Origin of the sequence: Massilia sp. UMI-21, assembly GCA_015277795.1 — a bacterium.
GTDB lineage: Bacteria > Pseudomonadota > Gammaproteobacteria > Burkholderiales > Burkholderiaceae_D > Telluria.
Genome location: CP063848.1, coordinates 3,146,257 through 3,164,179, shown reverse-complemented (window position 1 = coordinate 3,164,179; position 17,923 = coordinate 3,146,257). Strand labels below are relative to the sequence as shown.

At 65.4% G+C, this 17,923-nt stretch carries 13 protein-coding genes and 1 pseudogene; 9 read left to right on the top strand and 5 right to left on the bottom strand.

Annotated features, from left to right (window positions below):
• The first annotated feature begins 33 nt into the window (after nucleotides 1-33).
• Nucleotides 34-2,256 (top strand): NADP-dependent malic enzyme, encoded by a 2,223-nt coding sequence (locus IM543_14095; GenBank protein ID QOY92735.1) that lies wholly within the window; start codon nucleotides 34-36, stop codon nucleotides 2,254-2,256.
• Nucleotides 2,257-2,298: 42 nt separating this feature from the next.
• Here IM543_14095 and IM543_14090 read toward each other — a convergent pair whose 3' ends face one another.
• Nucleotides 2,299-3,159 carry an alpha/beta hydrolase gene (locus tag IM543_14090; GenBank protein ID QOY92734.1) on the bottom strand — a complete coding sequence of 287 codons (861 nt, stop codon included), beginning with the start codon at nucleotides 3,157-3,159 and terminating at the stop codon, nucleotides 2,299-2,301.
• A 101-nt stretch (nucleotides 3,160-3,260) separates the two neighbouring features.
• On the opposite strand from IM543_14090, the gene IM543_14085 reads away from it, so the two are divergent.
• The 3 genes from IM543_14085 to IM543_14075 all read left to right on the top strand — a co-directional run bounded on the left by IM543_14085 (nucleotide 3,261) and on the right by IM543_14075 (nucleotide 5,785).
• Nucleotides 3,261-4,112, top strand: a complete 852-nt coding sequence (locus IM543_14085) for a LysR family transcriptional regulator (GenBank protein QOY92733.1) — start codon at nucleotides 3,261-3,263, stop codon at nucleotides 4,110-4,112.
• Nucleotides 4,113-4,401: 289 nt separating this feature from the next.
• Complete coding sequence (locus IM543_14080) at nucleotides 4,402-4,854, top strand: GNAT family N-acetyltransferase (protein ID QOY92732.1); 453 nt, start codon at nucleotides 4,402-4,404, stop codon at nucleotides 4,852-4,854.
• A 256-nt stretch (nucleotides 4,855-5,110) separates the two neighbouring features.
• On the top strand, nucleotides 5,111-5,785 hold the full coding sequence (locus IM543_14075) for a hypothetical protein (protein QOY92731.1): 675 nt from the start codon (nucleotides 5,111-5,113) through the stop codon (nucleotides 5,783-5,785).
• Nucleotides 5,786-6,010: 225 nt separating this feature from the next.
• Here IM543_14075 and IM543_14070 read toward each other — a convergent pair.
• Nucleotides 6,011-7,438, bottom strand: a pseudogene (locus tag IM543_14070) (IS1182 family transposase).
• Between the two features lie 87 nt (nucleotides 7,439-7,525).
• Between IM543_14070 and IM543_14065 the strand changes: the two are divergent.
• The 4 genes from IM543_14065 (at nucleotide 7,526) to IM543_14050 (ending at nucleotide 11,584) form a co-directional block, all read left to right on the top strand.
• Complete coding sequence (locus IM543_14065) at nucleotides 7,526-7,888, top strand: antibiotic biosynthesis monooxygenase (protein QOY92730.1); 363 nt, start codon at nucleotides 7,526-7,528, stop codon at nucleotides 7,886-7,888.
• Nucleotides 7,889-8,337: 449 nt separating this feature from the next.
• Nucleotides 8,338-8,862, top strand: coding sequence for a DUF1579 family protein (locus tag IM543_14060; GenBank protein ID QOY92729.1), 525 nt, complete (start codon nucleotides 8,338-8,340; stop codon nucleotides 8,860-8,862).
• 160 nt (nucleotides 8,863-9,022) lie between these two features.
• On the top strand, nucleotides 9,023-10,639 hold the full coding sequence (locus IM543_14055) for an NAD(P)/FAD-dependent oxidoreductase (protein QOY92728.1): 1,617 nt from the start codon (nucleotides 9,023-9,025) through the stop codon (nucleotides 10,637-10,639).
• Nucleotides 10,640-10,705: 66 nt separating this feature from the next.
• Nucleotides 10,706-11,584: an SMP-30/gluconolactonase/LRE family protein gene (locus tag IM543_14050; protein ID QOY92727.1), complete on the top strand. Its 879-nt coding sequence runs from the start codon at nucleotides 10,706-10,708 to the stop codon at nucleotides 11,582-11,584.
• A 30-nt stretch (nucleotides 11,585-11,614) separates the two neighbouring features.
• On the opposite strand, the gene IM543_14045 is transcribed toward IM543_14050, so the two are convergent.
• The 3 genes from IM543_14045 to IM543_14035 form a co-directional block, all read right to left on the bottom strand.
• A complete protein-coding gene (locus tag IM543_14045) occupies nucleotides 11,615-12,817 on the bottom strand; it encodes a glycoside hydrolase family 1 protein (protein QOY92726.1) in 1,203 nt (400 codons plus the stop codon).
• Nucleotides 12,818-12,974: 157 nt separating this feature from the next.
• Nucleotides 12,975-14,138: a galactokinase gene (gene galK / locus IM543_14040; protein ID QOY92725.1), complete on the bottom strand. Its 1,164-nt coding sequence runs from the start codon at nucleotides 14,136-14,138 to the stop codon at nucleotides 12,975-12,977.
• A gap of 7 nt (nucleotides 14,139-14,145) precedes the next feature.
• Nucleotides 14,146-15,204: a UDP-glucose--hexose-1-phosphate uridylyltransferase gene (locus IM543_14035; GenBank protein ID QOY92724.1), complete on the bottom strand. Its 1,059-nt coding sequence runs from the start codon at nucleotides 15,202-15,204 to the stop codon at nucleotides 14,146-14,148.
• 306 nt (nucleotides 15,205-15,510) lie between these two features.
• Here IM543_14035 and IM543_14030 point away from each other — a divergent pair, with 306 nt between their 5' ends.
• The gene (locus IM543_14030; protein QOY92723.1) at nucleotides 15,511-17,805 is read left to right on the top strand and encodes a DUF4982 domain-containing protein; all 2,295 of its coding nucleotides are present in this window, start codon (nucleotides 15,511-15,513) and stop codon (nucleotides 17,803-17,805) included.
• The last annotated feature ends 118 nt before the right edge of the window (nucleotides 17,806-17,923 follow it).

Genomic DNA, 17,923 nt, shown 5'->3' with positions numbered 1-17,923 from the left:
CGGACCGGATTTCAACCACTATGGGGAGTACGCATGAGCACTGAGACCAGGAACAGCGACATCGACGACAGCCAACTGCGCGCGGACGCGCTGGAGTACCACCGCAGCCCGACCCGCGGCAAGATCGAAGTGGTGGCGACCAAGCCCTTGTCCAACCAGCGCGACCTGTCGCTGGCGTACTCGCCGGGCGTGGCCTATGCCTGCGAAGAGATCGCCGCCGATCCGGCCAAGGCGGCGGACTACACCTCGCGCGCCAACCTGGTGGCGGTGATCAGCAACGGCACCGCCGTGCTGGGCCTGGGCAATATCGGTCCGCTGGCCTCGAAGCCGGTCATGGAAGGCAAGGGCTGCCTGTTCAAGAAGTTTGCCGGGGTCGACGTGTTCGACCTGGAGCTGGCGGAAAACGACCCGGACAAGCTGGTCGACGCCATCGCCATGCTCGAGCCCACGGTCGGCGGCATCAACCTGGAAGACATCAAGGCGCCCGAGTGCTTCTACATCGAGAAGAAGCTGCGCGAGCGCATGAACATCCCGGTCTTCCACGACGACCAGCACGGCACCGCGATCATCTCTAGCGCGGCCCTGCTCAATGCCTTGAAGGTGGTCGGCAAGGACATCGGGTCGATCAAGCTGGCCGCCTCCGGCGCCGGCGCGGCGGCGATCGCCTGCCTCGACATGATGGTGAGCCTGGGCGTGAAGCAGGAGAACGTCTTCGTCGCCGACTCGAAAGGCGTGATCTGGCAGGGCCGCGACGCCAACATGGAAGCCAACAAGGCGCGCTATGCGCAGGCGACCGACGCCCGCACCCTGGCCGACATCGTCAGCGGCGCGGACGTGTTCCTGGGCTGCTCGACTGCCGGCGTGCTCAGCGCCGACATGGTGAAAAGCATGGCCGACCGTCCGGTGATCCTGGCGCTGGCCAACCCGGAGCCGGAGATCCGTCCGGAAGTGGCCAAGGCCGCGCGCCCGGACTGCATCGTCGCCACCGGCCGTTCGGACTACCCGAACCAGGTCAACAACGTGCTCTGCTTCCCCTACATCTTCCGCGGCGCGCTCGACTGCGGCGCCACCCGCATTACCGACGCGATGAAGCTGGCCTGCGTGGGCGCGATCGCCCGCCTGGCCGAGGCCGAGGCCAACGACACGGTGGCCGAAGCCTACGCCGGCCAGGACCTGACATTCGGGCCCGACTACATCATCCCGAAACCGTTCGATCCGCGCCTGATGGCCGCCATCGCGCCGGCGGTAGCCGCCGCGGCGGCCAGCTCCGGCGTGGCCGCGCGCCCGATCGCCGACATGGACGCCTACCGCGCGCGCCTGGGCGAGATGATTTATCACACCGGCTTCTTCATGAAGCCGGTGTTCGCCAAGGCCAAGGCCACGCTGCGCCGGGTCGCCTACGCCGAAGCTACCGACCAGCGCGTGCTGCGCGCAGTGCAAACCGTGGTCGACGAAGGCCTGGCCAAGCCGGTATTGATCGGCAGCGTGGCGGCGGTGGAGGCGGCGGTGAAGCAGTCCGGCCTGCGCCTGCAGCGCGACGTCGACTACGTGCTGGCAGAAAGCGACGGCGGCGATGCGACCCTGCGGGGTACGCGCCTGCTGCAGTCGGGCGAGGTCGACGCGCTGATCTGCGGCATGGCGGGCAAGTACGACAGCCACCTGGCCCACGTGCGCGAGGTGATCGGCAGCGCGCCCGGCGCGGGCGTGTTGGCGGCGATGAACGCACTGGTGCTCGACAAGATGACCCTGTTCATCACCGACACCTACGTCAACGACAATCCGAGTGCGCAGGAACTGGCGGCCATCACGCGCCTGGCCGCCACCGAGTTGCGCCATTTCGGCCTGGAGCCCAAGGCGGCGCTGCTGTCGCATTCGATCTTCGGCTCGTCCGAGCGCCCGTCGGCACGCAAGGTGCGCGAAGCGCGCGCACTGCTGGCGGAAAGCGCGCCGGAACTGGCGCTGATCGGCGAGGTACAGGGCGACGCCGCGCTGCTTGAAGAGATCCGGCGCCTGTACCAGCCGGGCGCTGATGGACAACAGGCGCAGGGCTTCGCCGGCAGCGCCAACCTGCTCGTGATGCCTTCGCTGGACGCGGCGAACATCCTGTTCAACGTGCTGAAGGTCGCGGCCGGCAAGGGCGTCACCGTCGGCCCGATCCTGCTGGGTGCGGCCAAGCCGGTGCACATCCTGAGCCCGAGCGCCACCGTGCGCCGCATCGTCAACATGACGGCGCTGGCGGTGGCAGGGGTGCGCTAAGCAGCGCGCATCATCCGCACGCCGGATCGCTCCGGCGTGCGCTTAGCCTGCGTGCGTGCCGACGAAGGCGCGCAGCAGCCGGTTGAAGGCCGCCGCATGCGTCACGTTCATGCCGTGCGACGCGCCGGCGATGCTGCGTTTGTCCACATGGGCGATCCAGCCAGCCAGCTTTTCCACGTTGTCGCGGTAGGTGCGCGGGCTGCGTTCGCCTGCGATCAGCATGGTCCTGCAGGTCAGGGCGCTGGCGCTGCTACGGGTATAGGCCGGAAGCGGATCGCGGAACTGCTTCGGCAAGGTGGCCGCGTTCGCGATCGCCATGTTGCGGAAGGACGCGGGGCTCTTGCGCCAGATGCCGGGCATGCTGACCGAGTCGACGAAGCGTTCCAGCCCGGCGTCGATGTCGCCTCCGGCGATCAGCGCCGCCACATCTGCGCGCAGCGCTTCGGTGGCGGGCGCCAGGCCCGCTGCCGCCATGCCTTCGCCATGCAAGGGGCCTGCCGGGTCGGCCAGGGTCAGGGTCTTGACCAGCGCCGGATAGTCGCGCGCCAGGTTGAAAGCAACATTGGCGCCGCGCGAGTGCCCGACCAGGTGCACCGGGCCCAGGCGCATGGCGGCGATGAATTCGGCCAGTTCCCCCACGTGCGTCTCCCAGCTGAACGTGCCCGGTGCGCCGGCGTCGGCGGCCGGCCAGTAGTGGCTCAGGCTGACCGAGACGCAGTGGAACTGCTGCGACAGACTCTGCGTCTGGCTGTTCCAGTAGCGGTAGTCGCAGAGCGAGCCGTGGACGAACAGCAGCGGCTCGCCGGTGCCTGTGGCCACGTAGGGAATGCGCGCGCCGGAGGGGAGGGCGGCAAAGCACAAGTCGGGTTCGGCGAAGATGCGTGGGTCGGCGGCTGCATTCATGTCTGGGCTCCTTTGCAGCTACTATGCACGATGGCGCGGATTAAGAAAATCGCATAATATTGAAGGCATCTATCAATTTTTCTGATGCCTCAGGCGCAGCCATGAAAGCACTCGACTTCGATGTCCTGGCCATGATCGTGGCGGTGGCCGACACCGGCACCATCAGCCGCGCGGCGGAAGTCGTGCACCGCTCGCAGTCGGCGGTGAGCATGCAGATCAAGACCCTCGAGACCGCGCTCGGCAAACCGCTGTTCGTGCGCCGCGCGCGCAGCGTCACGCCGACCCAGGACGGCGAGGTGCTGCTGAGCTACGCGCGGCGCATGCTGGCCCTGCGCGACGAGGCCTGGGCCGCCGTGGTGCGCCCGGACGTCACCGGCCGCGTGGTGCTGGGCGTGCCCGACGACTACGCGTCTTCGCTGCTGCCGCCGATCCTCAAGAAGTTCTCGGCCACCTATCCGAAGGTCGAGATCCAGGTCGTCGGGCTGCCCAGCGTGGCGCTGGCGCCGCTGCTGAAGGACGGCGCGGTCGACCTGGTCTGCGCCACCCGCGTCAAAGGGCTGTCGGGCGAATTCGTGCGCTTCGAACCGATGGTGTGGGCGGCAGCGCCCAGCGCACACGAGATCTGGCGCGAGCGGCCGCTGCCGATCGCGGTGTTCCTGCCCGGCAGCGTGGCGCGCGAGAACGCCATCCGCAGCCTGGAGCGGGCCGGGATTCCCTACCGCACCTCCTACGAAAGCCCCAGCCTGATGGGATTGCTCAGCATGGTCGAAGCCGGCCTGGCGATCGTGCCGCTGGCGCGCTGTGCGGCGCCGGCGCACCTGAGCCTGCTGGGTGCTGCGCAGGGCTTGCCGGAGATCGATGCCCTCGAGGTGATCCTGGCACGCAGCAGCAAGTCGCGTCGTCCGCCCTGCGACTTCATGGCCGAGAGCATCATGTCGGAGTTGCGGCGCTAGGGTTTGGCTGATTTTCCATTCACAGCAAGACCGTCGCACCAAGAAAGGCCGGTGTAAAGATCGTTGCTGCACATGCCCCGACATTCATCGTTGGAAAGTCCGGTCACCCATCTTGGTTGCTCTTTTACCAAGGGCGACCTACCATATGCGAATCTCACCTTGTAGCCGACGACGGGCGGCTTCTCTGGCACCAGTACACGGAATCCAGCGCATGCATAGCGAGTTCATCACTTCTGTTCCATACCTCCACACGGAACGACTCCTGCTTCGTGAATATCGACGAGAGGACTTGGACTCATTCGCAGCGCACTGCGCCGATCCTCTAAGCTCGGCCCACTTGGGCCCGGCTGATCGGCAGGCCGCATGGCGAATCTTCTGTTCACAAGCAGGACTATGGCTCCTGCACGGCGCCGGATGGTGGGCTATCGAGGAAAAGGACACCGGTCAGCTCGTCGGGAACGTTGGCGCGTTCTTTCGCGAGGAATCCACTGTGATGGAACTTGGTTGGAATACCTATCGTGCCTTTTGGGGCCAGGGATTCGCGAACGAAGCGGCAGCGGCGGCCTTGAAGCATGCGTTCGAGATCCGACGCGAACCAACAGTTCGGGCGCTCATCGCTTCCGCCAATGAATCATCGCTGCGCGTTGCCAGGCGCCTTGGCCTGACCTATGAAGCGGAAACCGAGATAAACGGCAAAGCGGTCGGTATTCATACGCGTAAGCGGGGGGACACAGTTGTTTAGTCCGACAGGACTGCACGGGAGGCTGTTTGTCAGCTCCGCAAAGGGGCGGAAGCAGCCACTACAAAACGTCCGCAAACGGACCAGGAGCCGACTTCCCGACGAAGTGACAATGCACGCATTTTCCAGCCAGGCTTTCCGATAATCTTTCCAACCATTGGAACTCATGTATAAGGAAAACGATGCGCTTCTTCGAGTATGGCGATCCCGAAGGCGCCCCTTTCGTTTTCCTGTTGGGCACACCGAATACAGAGAACTGATGACCAAAGACTATCCCGCCGCAGCAACAGACCTTTTTTCGAGATGGCGCGCCAGCAGTACCGATTTTCAGGATCACTTTGTCGAGGACGGTATTATCGATCCGGCCAAGTGGATCCACGCCGGCACGCGGATTCTTTTCATCCTTCGGGAAACGAACGGCTACGCTGGCAGCATGGCAGCGCTAATTCACAAAGCGTGCACGACACATCCATCTAGCAAGCTATGGGATCGCCCCACTTTCCACAACGTCGGGCGTTGGGCACATGGACTTCTCCACGCCACGGCCGTAACTTTGCCAAGCTTCGACGTCGCGCACAAGAACAGGAAGACGGCGTTACTCCCCTGTGCCTTTATTAACCTGAAAAAGACTGCAGGAGGTGCGAGAGCTACTAAAGCGGTAGAGCATGCCGCTGTACGCGACGCTATCTTTTTGCGCGAGCAGATCGAACTGATTCATCCGCAGGTTGTCGTGTGCGGAGGAACCTATAGAGCAATCAAACAACACCTTTATCCCGCAATCCGACGAGTTGCTCCACGGGTGCACGAGGCCGGCGGACGACTCTTCATTAACGCCGATCATCCGTCGTACTTAAAGAAGACTACGGAAATGTACGATGACGTAGTCGGAAGCTACCAGCGATACCTGGCTGCATTGAAGGAGCCGACAGTGTAAATGACGTCCGCTACGAGTCGGAAGCGGCTTTTACAATATGTCCGCAAGCGGCCCAGCCTGTGTAAAAACTCATTAACTGGATCCGTAAGCCGAATAGTACGGCTCACGGCCTATCCAAAAGCTTATAGAAGCGCCATAGCCTTGGCCGCCCCGTTTTCCAGTCCTCGGCAAGACCAGCAGCAAGAACGCTCCAAACAGCCCGATTGGCGGCAGAAAACGGGCATACGCCCTAATCGCCGCCAGCATTCCCTGCATGCCAAGCAGCGCGAGCAAACGACTAAAGTTGTAAGCCAGCACATGCAAGCTCATTTCGATCTTCACACGTTCCAGGCCTTTCGTTAGAAAGTGTGTGGATCCCATCCATGCCTTGATCGTGGCATAGGGATGCTCGACGGTTGAACGCCGGATGCGCATGGCGTCGGGCGTCTGTTCAAGACGTGCCTGCATGTCGTCGAGCACATCCTGATGTTCCCAGCGCGTCACGCGCCGCTGAGTGCTCGGCGTGCACTTGTCCTTGAGCGGGCAGCCCTTGCAGTTCGAGCTCCAGTAGCGGTGATTCGTCATGCCTTTTTCGACGCTGGAAAATCGCCATATCAAGGCTTCGCCAGCCGGGCAGCGGTACTCGTTCTTTTCGGAATCGTAGATGAAGTCGGCCTTGTCGAACCGGCCATCGGCCTTGGCCCCGGAAGTCTTCGTAGGCGGCACCAAAGCACGTATGCCCGCCTCATGACAGGCCAGGATTTCCTCGCCCTTGAAGTAGCCTCGGTCGGCAATCGCTGTCAATGTCGCCGTACCGATCGCTGCGCGGGCCTTCTTGGCCATGCCAGACAATTGATCGCGGTCGCTGCCATTGTTAGTGACCTCGTGCTCGACAATCAAATGGTGTTTGGCATCGACCGCTGTTTGCACGTTATAGCCAACGATGCCTGAGCCGCGCGTCATCATCGAGCGAGAATCCGGATCGGTGAGCGAGATCTGCGTTTCTCCAGTCTTTTCCAGCTTCGCTTCGATTTCCTTGAGCGTAGCCATTTGTGATTTCAACGCTGCGATCTTGTCGTTCAGGCGAACGCTTTTCGCTTGTGCAGTAGCCGGCTCCTGCCGGTCTGCCGTGTCGAGTTCGGTCAGGTAGCGGCTGATGTTCGCTTCGATCTCCGTCATCCTGCGCTTGAGCTTGGCGTCAGTGAAGTTGCGGTCGCTGCTGTTGACGGCCTTGAACTTGCTGCCGTCGATCGCCACCACTGCATCCGAGAACAGATCCAGCTGCTGGCACAAGACGACGAACTGCCTGCAGACATTACGAATGGCTTTGCCGTTGTCCTTGCGGAAGTTCGCTATCGTCTTGAAGTCCGGGGTCAGGCGCCTGGTCAGCCACATCAGCTCGACGTTGCGCTGCGCTTCGCGCTCGAGCCTGCGGCTCGACTGGATGCGGTTCAGGTAGCCGTAGATGTAGAGCTTGAGTAGTACAGCCGGGTGGTACGCTGGCCTGCCAGTCTTTGCAGGTATCACCCGCGCAAAACCCAGACTGGCCAGGTCAAGCTCATCGACGAATACGTCGACCACCCGAACCGGGTTGTTTTCGGTGACGTAGTCATCCAGGTGCTCTGGCAGTAGCGTGCCTTGCCCACGGTCTTCGCCTTCGATAAAGCGCTTCATTTGGCACCCCGGTGATGAGATACTCCCTCAACGTTAACCCAGCCGGGTTCGTTTACACGGTCCTGCGTTTTTACACAGGGCTGGGACATGAATGGTCATTTGCAACGCCCGAAGTCGGCCACAATCCGACAAAACATTATGTATGCAATTTACTTCAGATGGAAAGTAGCCTCTGGTCGTGAGCCAGACTTTGAGCACGCCTGGCTGGAACTCACCAAACTTATACGCGATGAGCGGGGCGGTCTCGGGTCGCGTTTGCATCGATGCGACGACGGCCACTATTTTGCGTATGCCCAATGGCCGTCCGAACTCTTCTGGGCCACGCAGGCCGAGCCTACTGCCCGCATGGTCGAGCTGCGAAATCAGATGCGTGAATGCTCTGAGCTTGTAGATGGCCCAGTTCGCGGTGACGTCGTTGCCGACCTCCTGATATCGGTAGCTCGCGGCTAAGGGAACAGGCTGGCGAGATCATTCGCAGGCGCGAGTGAGCGGTTTGTGTCGGATGCGGCCACAACAGTATGTCCGCGCACCTCCCGGGAGCGGACCTCGGCTTGACTGACATCATAGGAGGCCATGTGTTTGACTTTCAACTGAAACGATCCAGCTCGAAACTTGAAGGGATTGCACTGACGGTGCACGTGTGCATCGGTATCGCAATTATCGGTTTTCGCGGGTGGGCGCCGGCTGGCCGATCAACGGGTGCCTGCAGCTGCTGACCAACCAGTGGAAAGTCGAAACCGTGCAATACGAGGCGGCTATCAGCTCCAGGCGCTTCCAGCCGGTCGTGACATTTGGCGAATTTTCCGTGCCGCCGGCCTGATATCCTCGGCCAACGACCGGGTCCGGCCAGAATCGCTCGGTCGCCTACCTAAAATAACGTAATAACTGCCAACCAAAAAATGCATCCCTTGCGCGCAAAGTTCAACAACACCGTTTGCTGTCTCTTGCTGTTGTCTTGCACTGCCATTGCACACGCACAGGACAAGGCAGCCCGTCCGGATCTCCTGCAAAAACTGGACGGCAAGTGGACGATGCTTGGTGAAGTCCTGGGCCAACCCGTCACCTATTCCATGCAGGCCAACCCGACTCTGTTGGGCGCCTTCACCGAACTGCGGATGCAAGACGTGCAAGTCCCGGCAGAATATGCGGCCAATGTCTCGATTGGATACGATCAGGCAAGCAAAACCCTCATCGTTCACTGGCTGGACAGTTTCGGCGCCAAGGGCTCGATTCCTCATGGGACTGGTCACATCGAGAACAATACCCTGGTGTTCACTTTCCCATACAAGAGTGGGCAGTTCCGGGATACCTTTACCTTTCATCCTGAATCCGGTGAATGGACTTTTGTCCTGGACTCGATGCAAAAGGACGGAAGCTGGAAGAATTTTGCGAAATACAAGGTCGTGAAAGATAAAGTCTTGTAATCCGTCATGGCCAGGGGGGATGTCTCAGGGGTCTCCACACAGGCGGGCATGCTTCAGGCCCGCCGGCTTCCTGCGACCGCCGGCAGCACCTCGCGACTCTACGAGGTGCATGCAAGCTGCCCTTGGGACATAATGCCCGTGTTATCTGAGGAGAAACCGGATGCGCGACGCGATCATCATCGGGGGTGGGCATAACGGCCTGGTGTGCGCCTTTTACCTGGCCAGGGCCGGCCTGAAGGTGACGGTGCTGGAGCGGCGCGGCGTGGTCGGCGGCGCCGCCGTCACCGAGGAATTCCACCCGGGCTTTCGCAACTCGGTGGCCGCCTACACGGTCTCGCTGCTCAACCCCAAGGTGATCCAGGACATGGACCTGGCCGGACACGGCCTGCGCATCGTCGAGCGGCCGCTGTCCAACTTCCTGCCGCTCGACGACAGCCGCTACCTGAAGCTGGGCGCCGGCAAGACCGCGAGCGAGGTGGCCAGGTTCTCGCAGCGCGACGCCGATCGCCTGGAGGCCTACGGCCGCCACCTGGATGCGGCGGCCGACCTGCTGCGCGACCTGGTGCTGCAGACCCCGCCGAACCGGGTGCAGGGCGGCTGGCTCAGCGTGCTGCCCGAGCTGATCAAGGCGGGCAAGCTGGGCAACCGGATGCGCGGCCTGTCGCTGGCCAGCCAGCGCGAACTGCTCGACCTGTTCACCAAGTCGGCCGGCGACTACCTCGACGGCTGGTTCGAGAGCGCCCCGATCAAGGCCGCCTACGGTTTCGACAGCGTGGTCGGCAACTATGCCAGTCCCTACACCCCCGGTTCGGCCTACGTGCTGCTGCACCACGTGTTCGGTGAGGTCAATGGCAAGAAAGGCGCATGGGGACACGCGCTCGGCGGCATGGGGGCGATCACCCAGGCGATGGCGAAGGCGGTCGGGGCGCTGGGGGTGGAGATCCGCACCGACTGCGCCGTCGACGAGGTGCTCCTGGCGCAGGGCCGTGCCTGCGGCGTCGTCACCGCGAAGGGCGAGCGCCTCGACGCCCGGGTGGTGGTGTCGAACCTGAACCCGCGCCTGCTGTACACCCGGCTGGTCGATCCGGGCGCGCTGCCCGAGGATTTCTTGCGGCGCATGCAGGCCTGGCGCTGCGGCTCCGGCACCTTCCGCATGAACGTGGCCTTGTCCGAGCTGCCCAGCTTCAGCTGCTTGCCTGGCAAGACGCCGGCCGAGCACCACGGCAGCGGTATCATCATCGCCCCCAGCCTGCAATACATGGAGCGCGCCTACCATGACGCGCGCGCCCACGGCTGGTCGCGCGAACCCATCGTCGAAATGCTGATCCCGTCCACGCTCGACCCCAGCCTGGCCCCGTCGGGCCAGCACGTGGCCAGCCTGTTCTGCCAGCACGTGGCGCCCGTGCTTCCCGATGGGCAGAGCTGGGACGCCCACCGCGAGCACGTCGCCGACCTGATGATCGATACCGTGGACCGCTACGCGCCCAACTTCAGGCGCGCGGTGCTGGGGCGGCAGATCATGAGCCCGCTCGACCTGGAGCGGACCTTCGGCCTGGTGGGCGGCGACATCTTCCACGGCGCGCTCGGGCTCGACCAGCTGTTCGCGGCGCGGCCGATGCTGGGACATGCCGACTATCGCGGCCCCATTGCCGGACTGTACACCTGCGGTTCGGGCACCCATCCGGGCGGCGGCGTCACCGGCGCTCCCGGCCACAACGCGGCGCGCGAGGTGCTGCGCGACGTGGCGCGCGGGCTCAAGGCGCGCCGCGCAGCCTGACGGGCCCCACGGCGCCCGGCTGGACCGTGCTTGAACGGGCGACGCGCTTGCACTACCATGGCGGCCATGCAGAATCTCATGGAACCCCAGTGCATCTGGGACGCCGGCGCGCAGCTGGGCGAGGGCGCGTTGTGGCATGCGGCCTCGCGCTCGGTGTATTTCGTCGACATCAAGGGCCGCCGCATCCACCGCTGCGCGGCCGACGGCAGCGAGCGACGCAGCTGGGAAGCCCCGGGCCAGCCCGGCTTCGTCGTGCCGGCTTCGAACGGCGGGCTGGTATGTGCGCTGGAGGACGGCCTGTACCGCTTCGACGAGGCGAGCGGCGCCTTCACGCTGCTCCGCAACGTGGAGGAGGCGCTGCCGGGCAATCGCTTCAACGACGGCTACGTGGACGCCGGCGGCAACCTGTGGTTCGGCTCGATGGACGACGGGCAGGCGCAGCCGAGCGGCGCCCTGTACCGGCTCGACCGCCATGGCGTGCTGGCGCGCGCCGACGACGGCTACATCATCACCAACGGCCCCGCCATCAGCCCGGACGGCCGCACCCTGTACCACACCGACACGCCGCGACGCCGGGTCTACGCCTTCGAACTGCGCCCCGACGGCAGCCTGGCCGGCAAGCGGCTCTTTTTGCAGCTGCCGGAAGGCAGCCGCCCGGACGGCATGGCGGTCGACCGCGACGGCCAGTTGTGGATCGCCCTGTTCGGGGCCGGCCGCATCGAGCGCTATACCCCGGCCGGGCGCCTGGTCGGCGCGGTGTACTTCCCATGCACGAACATCACCAAGCTGGCCTTCGGCGGCGACGACCTGCGCACCGCCTACGTGACCACCGCCTGGAAAGGCCTGTCGGCGGCGCAGCGCGCCGAACAGCCGCTGGCCGGCGCCCTGTTCGCCTTCCGCGTCGAGACGCCGGGCCTGCCGCCGCAGGTGTTCGCCGACGCATGAACAAGGGCTGGACGGCGGCGCGCAGCGTCTTCAGTGCAGGTACATGAACTCGTTCCCTACCCGGTGCTTCCAGGTCTGGATCAGGTCGCGGTAGGCCTCGCCCACCGGCCGTACGCGCCGCTGCAGGTCGCACAGGCCGTACTGGTTGACGTTGCCGGCATCCAGGGTGAGGGCGCTGTCCCAGTCGACCTGGTCGACCAGGCTGTACCAGGTAAAGCCCAGGATCGGCACGCCGTCGGTCTTCAGGCGCACCAGGTTCGACCACTGCTTCTCGAGCCAGGCGCGGCCGTCCTTCTCGCCGGTGCCGGTGTCGCGGTTATTGGTTTCGGTGTGCATCACCGGAATCCGGTAGCGGTGGTAGTACTGCTGGGTGATCACGTAGTAGCCGAACAGCTCGCAGGCCGAGGTGGAGCCGTCCGGATGGATCAGGTGCTCGTTGGTGGCGTAGTAGTCGTTGCCCATGATGCACACCGGCTTGACGCTGCGGTTGAGGAAGAAATGGTAGTCCTTGCGCGTCATGCCGTGGTCGAACAGGTATTCGTACATGCGCCCGCTCACGTCGTGCCCGTAGGTGAGGTCGAGCGCCAGGAAGCGCAGCTCGTTCATGTGGCGCGCCACCTCCATGGCGTCCGGCCCGCAGGGGTGGAAGTATTCGGACGATTCGCTCTGGATGAACTTGGCGTCCGGCCGCACCATCATGATCGCCTCGGTGGCCAGGATGTTGGCCCGCGCCAGGTTGCGGATCGCGGTGACGAAGGCGCGCTCCGAGCTTAGCCGCTCGTTCCACAATCCCTCGTGGGCCGAGAACTTGGCGGTGATGTAGATCTCGTTGATCGGCGTGTACAGGTCGACCCAGGGATAGCGCCGGGCAAAAGCGTCGGCATACTCGGTGAAATACGGGATGAAATCGGGATTCTGGAAGTTGCCCAGCCAATCGGGCAGGCCGAAGTGGCACAGGTCGACGATCGGCTTGATGCCCAGGCGCCGGATCTCGGCGAAGACCTCGTCCGTAAAATCCCAGTCGTAGCTGCCCGGCCCCGTGTGCACCTTGTAGTAGGGCGGTCCGTAGCGCAGGGCGTCGATCCCGAGCGCCTTGACCAGGGCCAGGTCTTCCTTCCAGTGCAGGTAGTGGCCGGTCTTTTCCATCTCATCGACGCGGCGTTCGTCGCCATCGGGGCCGGCAACCGTGGGATAGCTGCCTTCGATACCGGTCGCGAACAGGAAACTGTGCATGGCGTGCTCCGTTTCGCCGGACACCTGTAGGGCGAACCGGCAGGATCATCATCCTGCCATTCCGGAGCGGGTGCAAGCGCAATGCCGGCGCATTTGTATCCAATTGTGTCGCTGCGGCGCCGGCGCAACGCTCGTGCGCTTCGCTATGCCGGCCGACTCAGGCGTCGACGACGCCGGCGCCGGCGGCGGCGCGGCACACGTAGACGGTCGCGCCCTGGCCGTTCGGCGCGGTGTAGGCCTGCTGCACGGCCAGGCGCGCAGCATCGACCAGGGCGTCCGGCACCAGCGCCACCACGCAGCCGCCGAAGCCGCCGCCGGTCATGCGCACGCCGCCGGCGTTGCCGATTGCCCCCTTGACGATGTCCACCAATTCGTCGATGGCCGGGACGGTGATGGCGAAGTCGTCGCGCATCGAGGCGTGCGATGCCGCCATCAGCTCGCCCATGCGCACCAGGTCGCCGGCCGCCAGCGCGCCGGCGGCGGCGGCCACGCGGGCGTTCTCGGTGACCACGTGGCGGGCGCGGCGCAGCACCACCGGGTCGAGCTCGGCGGCGCGCGCTTCCAGGGTTTCCAGGTCGAGGTCGCGCAGGGCCGGCAGGCCGAAGTGGCGCGCCGCCTCCTCGCATTGGGCGCGGCGCGTGTTGTATTCGCTGTCGACCAGGCCGCGCGCGACGTGCGAATTGAAGATCATGATGGCGGCCCCCGGGGGCATCGGCACCGGTTCCACCGCCAGCGAACGGCAATCGATCATCAACACGTGATCCTGGACGCCGCAGGCGGAACTGATCTGGTCCATGTTGCCGCATTTGCAGCCGACGAAGTCGTTCTCGGCGCGCTGGGCGACCAGGGCCATGTCCAGCGGTCCCAGCGCTTCGAAGCCGGGCAGGGTCGCGAACAGGCGGCACACCGCCACCGACAGCGAGGCCGAGGACGACAGGCCGGCGCCCTGCGGCACGTCGCCCGAGATCGCCAGGTCCATGCCCTGCACCGGCAGGCCGCGCTGCACCAGCTCGCGCACCACGCCGCGCACGTAGTTGGCCCACATCGGCGCGTCCAGGCGGCCGATCGGCGCGTCCAGCGCGTAAGTGTCGATGGCGCCGTCGTAGTCGGCCGCCGCCACCCGCACCCGGCGGTCGGTGCGCGGACGCGCCACGATCACCGTGCGGTAGTCGATCGCGCAGGGCAGCACCAGGCCGTCGTTGTAGTCGGTGTGCTCGCCGATCAGGTTGACCCGGCCCGGGGCCTGCACCCGGATCGTCGGGGCCTGGCCGAAGGCGGCCTGGAATACGGTGGCCGCGCGGGCCATGGGGGTGTCGTTCATCGTGCTCTCAGATGGTGGGGCTGTCTGTTGCCTGGTTGTGAAGATAGTGGACCTCGGACTGCGCGCGCAGCTGGGCGGCCGCCTGTTCCGCCGTCAGGTCGCGCTGGGTCTCGGCCAGCATCTCGAACCCGACCATGAACTTGCGCACCGAGGCCGAGCGCAGCAGCGGCGGATAGAAGTGGGCGTGCAGCTGCCACGGGGTGGCGTCGTCGTCCGAGTAGGGGGCGCCGTGCCAGCCCATCGAGTAGGGGAAAGAGCACTGGAACAGGTTGTCGTAGCGGATCGTCAGGCGCTGCAAGGCCAGGGCCAGGTCGCTGCGCTGCTCCGGGGTCAGGTCTTCCAGGCGCTGGACGGCGAAGCGCGGCAGCACCAGGGTCTCGAACGGCCACGCGGCCCAGTACGGCACCACCACCAGCCAATGTTCGGTTTCCACCACCACCCGTTCGCCGGCCGCGGCCTCGCGTTCGACATAGTCGAGCAGGAGCGGCTTGCCCTGCTCGGCAAAATAGGCGCGCTGCTGGCGGTCCTCTTGCGCCGGCAGGTCGGGCAGGAAGCTGGTCGCCCAGATCTGGCCGTGCGGGTGCGGGTTCGAGCAGCCCATCGTGGCGCCCTTGTTCTCGAACACCTGCACCCAGCGGTGGCTGGCGCCGAGTTCGGCCGACTGCGCGCACCAGGTGTCGACCACGCCCGTAATCGCCTCGACGCCCAGCAGCGGCAGCGACTTGCTGTGGTCCGGCGAGAAGCAGATGACACGGCTGGTGCCGCGCGCGCTCATGCTCTGGAATAGCGGATCGGCGCCCGGCACCGCCTCCGGCGTATCGGCCATCAGGGCCGCGAAATCGTTGGTGAACACATAGGTGCCGGTGTAGGGCGGATTCTGTTCGCCGTTGACGCGCGTATTGCCGGGGCACAGGTAGCAGTCGGGGTCGTGCGCCGGCTTCGGTGCGCGGTCGACCGCTTCCTGCTGCCCCTGCCAGGGGCGCTTGGCGCGATGCGGCGACACCAGCACCCAGTCGCCCATCAGCGGGTTATAGCGGCGGTGAGGATGGTCGGTGGGATTGAACATCGGGGGCCTCGCTCATTCAAGAATCACAGGATATCGGCAGTGCCGATGAAGTGGCGAATAGTAAAGGGTTTCGCTTTTCGTGAACGCATGCTTGGCAAACTGGTCATGTTTCTGATTGCTTATCTTGCTTGCCCCGGCGCACAAGGAATCACGGCCGTGAGTGTTTGGGGCGGCGCGGCGATATCGCTTGCGGCGGCCGGCCGGCTTTACCTAGACTGGCAGCCGCCTACCTTGTCCATTGAACATCACATGTCTTCTTTTGCATTCGCCCTCGCCAGGCTGCTACCCAAGGCTGCGGCCTGCCCCATGCTCTGCTTGCTCTGCTGCCTGGCGGCGCCGGCGCTGGCGCAGGCGGGCAGCATCGACCTGAACCGGTCCTGGCTGTTCCATCGCGACGACAGCGGCCGGCTGGCCGGCGCGCAGCAGGTGCCGCTCGACGCCTGGACCCGGGTCGACCTGCCGCATGCGGCGCACATCGAGCCGCGCGTGCCGGCCGCGCCCTGGCAGGGCAGCGCGTTCTACAAGAAAATGCTGGTGCTGAAGCTGCGCCCGGGCGAGCGCGCCATCCTGCGCTTCGAGGGGGTGATGAACGTGGCCGACGTCTGGCTGAACGGGCGGCACCTGGGACAGCACCTGGGCGGCTACCTGCCGTTTGCCTTCGACGTCACCGACAGCCTGAAAACGGACGGGCCGAACGAACTGGTGGTCCGCGCCAACAACGAAGACAACCCGATCACCGGGCCGAAGCCGCTGAAGCAGCTCGACTATATCCAGCATGGCGGCATCTACCGCGGGGTCAAGCTGCTGGTCAAACCGGCGGTGCACATCACCGACGAAATCCTGTCGGGTACACCCGGCGGTGGCGGCATCTTCGTCAGCTATCCCCGCGCCGACCGGCAGGAAGCGGTGGTGCAGGTTCGGGCGGAGCTCAGCAATACCTCGGCAGGGGCGCAACTGGTGACCCTGCGTCACACCCTGGCCCGGCAGGGCAGGATTGTCGCCCAGGCCGAGCGGCAACTGCGCCTGGCGGCCGGCGAGCGCCGCCACGTCGGCATGCCGATCAAACTTCTGCAGCCGAAGCTGTGGTCGCCGAAGGCGCCGCATCTGTACCGGCTCGATTCCAGGGTGCTGGCGGACGGGGTTGACGACCTGGTGTCGACCCGGATCGGCGTGCGCCGCCTGGCCTTCGAGGGCGGGCGCCTGCTGCTCAACGGCGAACCGCTGCGCCTGCGCGGCGTCAACCGCCACCAGGAGTACCCCCATGTCGGCTACGCGCTCCCGCAAGGAGCCGACCGGCGCGATGCGCGCCTGATCAAGCAATACGGTTTCGATTACGTGCGCCTGTCGCACTACCCGCAGTCGCCGGCCTTCATGGATGCGGCCGACGAGCTGGGACTGATGGTGCTGCCCGCCATCCCCGGCTGGCAGTTCTACAACCCGGACCCGGCCTTCAGCCGGCAGGCGCTGCGTACCTGCGCCGACCTGATCCGGCGCGACCGCAACCATCCGAGCGTGCTGGCCTGGGAGTGCTCGCTGAACGAGAGCCAGATGCCGGCCGCGCTGGTGCAGGCGCTGCACGACACCGTGCATGCCGAATACCCGGGCGACCAGGCCTTCTCGGCCGGCTGGATGCCGCAGACCTACGACATCTACCTGCAGGCGCGCCAGCACCGCATCGGCAGCAAACACGCCCTGCCGGACAAGCCGCTGGTCGTGTCGGAATACGGCGACTGGGAATACTACGCGATGAACGCAGGCTTCAACCAGGGCGCGTGGGCCGATCTCAAGCCGGCCGAGCGCTCCAGCCGGCAGTCGCTGGCGCAGGGCGAGGCGCGCCTGCTGCAGCAGGCCCGGAACGTGGCCGAAGCGCACGACGACAACCTGGCGACCAGGGCCTTCGCGGACGGCTACTGGGTCATGTTCGACTACGCGCGCGGCTACGCCCCCGATCTCGAGGAATCCGGCGCGATGAGCATCGAGCGCCTGCCCAAGTTCGCCGCCGAGTTCTTCCGTTCGCAGCGCGACGCCGACCAGGCTTCGGCGCGCTGGGGAGGCGGGCCGATGGTCTTCATCGCCAGCTACTGGCAGGCCGATTCCTCGCCGCGCGTGCGCGTCTTTACCAATGCCGAGGAAGTGGCGCTTATCCTGAACGGCAGGCTGGTCGCGCGCCGCAAAGCGCTGCCGTCGGCCAGCCATCCGCGGCTGGCCCATCCGCCGCTGGAGTTCGACACCGGCGGCTTCGCGCCGGGCGAACTGGTGGCGCTGGCCTACAGCCAAGGCCGGGTGGTGGCCGAGCACCGGGTGCGCACCCCGGGCGAGCCGGTGCGCCTGGCGCTGTCGGTGGACGAACTGGGCGTGCCCGTCACGGACGGCGACCTGGTCTTCGTGCGCGCCCGCCTGCTCGATGCCAGGGGGACCGTCGTGCCGGCGAACGGCAGGGAGGTGGTGTTTTCGGCCGGCCCAGGCACCGAGATCGTCGGCAGCAGCGTGGCCGCCACCGAAGCCGGCGTTGCCAGTGTGCTGGTGCGCGCCGGGCGGCAGCGCATCAGCGTGCAGGCCCAATCCAGCCTGCCGAGCGGGGCACTGACGGGGCGCCAGTAGGCTGGTCCGGCATGCAAAGCCGGCATGCAAGGCGGCTGAACCGCTCATCCGCATGAGTTGTTTCGCCGGCCCCGTTCCAGGCTGCTGCGCCTCGCCTATGATTTCTCATCACACCTGC